We start from the raw sequence: 3,746 nt of genomic DNA, 5'->3' as shown, positions 1-3,746 counted from the left end.
GCCGCGACCAACCAGGTCAGGCAGCAGGCCAGGCCCACCGGCCAGGCCAGCGCCAGCCAGAGGCCCAGGAAGGTCGCCACACCCTTGCCGCCCTTAAAGCCCAGCCAGACCGGATAGCAATGGCCCAGAAACGCCGCCAGCCCGCCGATCTGCGCCCCGGCCTCGCCCGCGACGAGGCGGCCCAGCAGCACAGCCGCGGCGCCCTTGGCGGCGTCCAGGACCAGCGTCAGCGCCGCGGCGGCCTTGTTGCCGGTGCGCAATACGTTGGTGGCGCCGATATTGCCGGACCCGATCTTGCGCAGGTCGCCCAGGCCCATCAGCCGCGACAGCAGCAGCCCCGAAGCGATGGTGCCCAGCCCATAGCCGAACACGGCGCACAGGATCAAAAGCGTGGCGGAAGTGTCGAATGGCGGCATCATGCGCTCCGGTAAACCGTCTGGCCTGCAACCCAGGTTGTCAGGACCCTACCCTGCAGGCGGGCGCCGTCAAACGGGGTGTTGCGCGATTTCGACCGCAATGTGGCCCGGTCGAGCACGAAGGGCACATTCGGGTCGAACAGCACCAGGTCGGCCGGCGCCCCGGCGGCCAGCCGCCCGCAATCCAGCCCCAGCCGCCGCGCCGGGTTCAGCGCCATGGCACGGAACAGCGTCGGCAGGTCGACGCCGTCGGAGTGATGCAGCCGCATCGCCGCCGGCAGCAGCGTTTCCAACGCCACCGCGCCGCTGGCCGCGTCTTCGAAGGGGCGGCGCTTGCTTTCCTCGTCCTGCGGCGTGTGCATTGACGAGATGATGTCGATCAGCCCGTTGCGCAGCGCCTCGATCATGGCCTGCCGGTCCTCTTCGCTGCGCAGCGGCGGCTTGACCTTGAAAAAGGTGCGATAGCCCGAGACGTCGAATTCATTCAGCGTGAGGTGATGGATCGACACCCCCGCGGTGATGTCCAGCCCGTTGTCGCGGGCCCGTTCCAGCGCCGGCAGGGCGCGGCGGGTGGTGATCTGGTCGGCGTGATAGCGCGCGCCGGTCATCTCGATCAGGGCGATGTCGCGGTCCAGCCCCATGCGCTCGGCCATCGGCGACACCGCGGGCAGGCCGTAGAGCGAGGCGAACTTGCCCGAGGTCGCCGCCGCCCCGGCGCTGAGGCCCGGTTCCTGCGGATGGCCGATCACCAGCGCGCCGCAGCTGCGCGCATAGGTCAGCGCGCGGGAAAACACCTTGGTGTCGCGCACCACGTTGTCGCAATCGGTAAAGGCGACGGCACCGGCATCCAGCAGGAACCCTATCTCGGTCATCTCGCGGCCTTCGCGGCCTTTGGTCAGCGCCGCCATCGGCAACACGTTGACCGGCGCCGCCTCGTTGGCGCGGCGGCGGACGAATTCCAGGACCTCGGGCGTGTCGATCGCGGGCAGCGTGTCGGGGCGGGTGACCATCGTCGTCACCCCGCCCGCCGCCGCCGCCAGCCCGGCCGAACGATAGCTTTCCTTGTGCCGCTCGCCCGGTTCGCAGACCTTGACGCCGATATCGACGATGCCGGGGGCCAGGCATTTGCCGTTGCAGTCCACCACGGTTTCCGCCGCCGGCAGCGGCGCGCCTTCGGGCAGGGTTGCCGAGATGCGGCCCTGGGTTATGACAAGCGCGCCTTGCGTGTCGCTCCCGGCCTCGGGATCGATCAGCCGGGCGTTGGTCAGCAGCGTGGTCATGCGGTCGGGTCCTTCGGGCGGGTGTTCTGGGCGCGGCGCAGCGCGGCGATGGTGGCGGCCGGATCGGCCTGGTACTTGATCAGGTATCTGTCGCCGCTGCGGGTGACCACCTGCACGAAACTGCCGATGCGGCGCAGCGTCTCGATCTGGTCCAGCGGAACGCGGCGGCCGCCGGGGCCGGTCAGCAGGCCGTCGCGCAGCTCCCAGACAGCCGAGAGGTCCTGGGCGCGCAGATACCAGCCGCGCAGGGCGATGGCGCCGAGGCCCGCGGCCGCGCCGATCCAGACATTGGGATTGCCGGCCAGCCACAGCACCAGCATCGCGCCGCCCATCGCCAGCGCCGCCAGTTTGAGGTGGCTTTCGAAATAGACCGCGCGGTCAGTCTTGAAGCGAACCGGCGCTTCGCTCACCAGATCACCGCCAGGATTATCAGCACCAGCACGACCATCACCGCGGCAAAGATCGCGCCGCCGATGCGCCGGCTGCGGGCGCGTTCCTTGCGCGGCGCCGCGCGGGTGCCGCTGCCGGGCCGGGCGCTGTCGGATTGCATCGGCTTGGCGCTCCAGTCGGTGGCCACCTGCCGGTAGGTGGCAACCAGTGTGACACCGCTGCCGGGGGTCAGCCGGGTGACGCTGTCATCCAGCGCGCGGCTGAGCAGCACCAGGACATGGCCCTCCATCGCGTCGAGCCGGGCGCGGTCGGAGGCGATTTCGCCGGCGTCCACGCCGATACCGTCGACCAGATAGCCGGACAGGCCCAGTTCCTCGAGGTCGTCCAGGCGAATAATGTCGGCATGGGCAGGGTCGATCTGGTCGAGCCCCAGGATATCGGCCAGCGCGGCAGGATCGTCGCGCAGGAACCGCACCTGTTCGGGCGACATGTCGAGCCGGAACAGGCGGACCACGTGGGTTTCCCCGGGTGCGATGTCGAGCGTATCACTCATGCCGCCGTCCTTTCACGCAGGTTGCGGGCCAGCAGGTCCATGGCCGCCATGCGCACGGCGACGCCCATTTCCACCTGGTCCTGGATCACCGAGCGGTTGATGTCGTCGGCGATGGTGCCGTCGATCTCGACCCCGCGATTCATCGGTCCGGGATGCATCACGATGGCGTCGGGCTTGGCCATGGCCAGCTTTTCCGCGTCCAGCCCGTAGCGATAGAAATATTCCCGTTCCGAGGGGATGAAGCCGCCATCCATCCGCTCTTTCTGAAGCCGCAGCATCATCACCACGTCGACATCGCGCAGCCCCTCGGCCATATCCTCGAACACCTCGACACCCAGCGCGCCGACGCCCGCCGGCATCAGCGTGGGCGGGCCGATCAGGCGGATCCGGCTTTCCATCTTGTTCAGCAGCAACAGGTTCGACCGCGCCACGCGCGAATGGGCGATATCGCCGCAGATCGCCACGCTGAGCCGGTGCAGCCGGCCCTTGGCGCGGCGGATGGTCAGCGCGTCCAGCAGCGCCTGGGTGGGGTGTTCGTGCCGCCCGTCGCCGGCGTTCAGCACCGCGCAATTGACCTTCTGCGCCAGGAGGTCCACCGCGCCCGAGGCCGGGTGGCGCACCACCAGCAGATCCGGGTGCATCGCGTTCAGCGTCATCGCCGTGTCGATCAGGGTTTCACCCTTTTTTACGCTGGAGGTCTGCATCGACATGTTCATCACATCGGCACCCAACCGCTTGCCCGCCAGTTCGAAACTGGCCTGGGTGCGGGTGGAATTTTCGAAGAACATGTTGATCTGGGTCAGCCCGGCCAGCGCGTCGCCATGTTTGTCGGCGCGGCGGTTCAGCTCGGCATAATCGTCAGCCAGATCCAGCAGGGTGACAATTTCATCGGGCGAGAGTTGTTCGATCCCCAGAAGATGGCGATGGGCAAAGGACATGACGCGCTCCGGTGGTGATAGCGCCCTTATAGAAAAGGCGCGCCGCCGGGGCAATATTTGCAGCTTCAGTCTTGTGCCGGCCGTGCCGGCGGGCGTTGCGGCGGGCCGCATTGCCCCGCCTCGGTGCAAGCGCTGCCGGGGGCGCAGATGGTGCCGCCGGTGCAACGGG

The 3,746-nt window shown here is 68.4% G+C and carries 5 protein-coding genes; all 5 read right to left on the bottom strand.

The window, feature by feature from the left end; translation table 11 throughout:
* Nucleotides 1-416: glycerol-3-phosphate acyltransferase (locus CVM52_RS24340; RefSeq protein ID WP_100164888.1), on the bottom strand; the 416-nt coding region annotated here is incomplete at its 3' end.
* Entirely contained in the window at nucleotides 416-1,696 is a 1,281-nt protein-coding gene (gene pyrC / locus CVM52_RS24335) for a dihydroorotase (protein WP_100164887.1), read from the bottom strand. The genes CVM52_RS24340 and pyrC, both read right to left, overlap by 1 nt.
* Nucleotides 1,693-2,106: a hypothetical protein gene (locus CVM52_RS24330; RefSeq protein ID WP_100164886.1), complete on the bottom strand. Its 414-nt coding sequence runs from the start codon at nucleotides 2,104-2,106 to the stop codon at nucleotides 1,693-1,695. Before CVM52_RS24330 ends, pyrC begins: the two co-directional genes overlap by 4 nt.
* Nucleotides 2,103-2,639: a hypothetical protein gene (locus CVM52_RS24325; RefSeq protein ID WP_100164885.1), complete on the bottom strand. Its 537-nt coding sequence runs from the start codon at nucleotides 2,637-2,639 to the stop codon at nucleotides 2,103-2,105. Before CVM52_RS24325 ends, CVM52_RS24330 begins: the two co-directional genes overlap by 4 nt.
* Nucleotides 2,636-3,577: an aspartate carbamoyltransferase catalytic subunit gene (locus CVM52_RS24320; protein ID WP_100164884.1), complete on the bottom strand. Its 942-nt coding sequence runs from the start codon at nucleotides 3,575-3,577 to the stop codon at nucleotides 2,636-2,638. The genes CVM52_RS24325 and CVM52_RS24320 overlap by 4 nt, the downstream gene beginning before the upstream one ends.
* Between the last annotated feature and the right edge of the window lie 169 nt (nucleotides 3,578-3,746).

It is taken from the genome of Pseudooceanicola lipolyticus (genome assembly GCF_002786325.1).
Lineage (GTDB): Bacteria > Pseudomonadota > Alphaproteobacteria > Rhodobacterales > Rhodobacteraceae > Pseudooceanicola_C > Pseudooceanicola_C lipolyticus.
This window is presented reverse-complemented; position numbering and strand designations above follow the sequence as displayed.

Coding starts and splice junctions, on each gene's coding strand:
- pyrC (WP_100164887.1), bottom strand. CDS start 1,696: ATGACCACGCTGCTGACCAACGCCCGGCTGATCGATCCCGAGGCCGGG.
- CVM52_RS24325 (WP_100164885.1), bottom strand. CDS start 2,639: ATGAGTGATACGCTCGACATCGCACCCGGGGAAACCCACGTGGTCCGC.
- CVM52_RS24320 (WP_100164884.1), bottom strand. CDS start 3,577: ATGTCCTTTGCCCATCGCCATCTTCTGGGGATCGAACAACTCTCGCCC.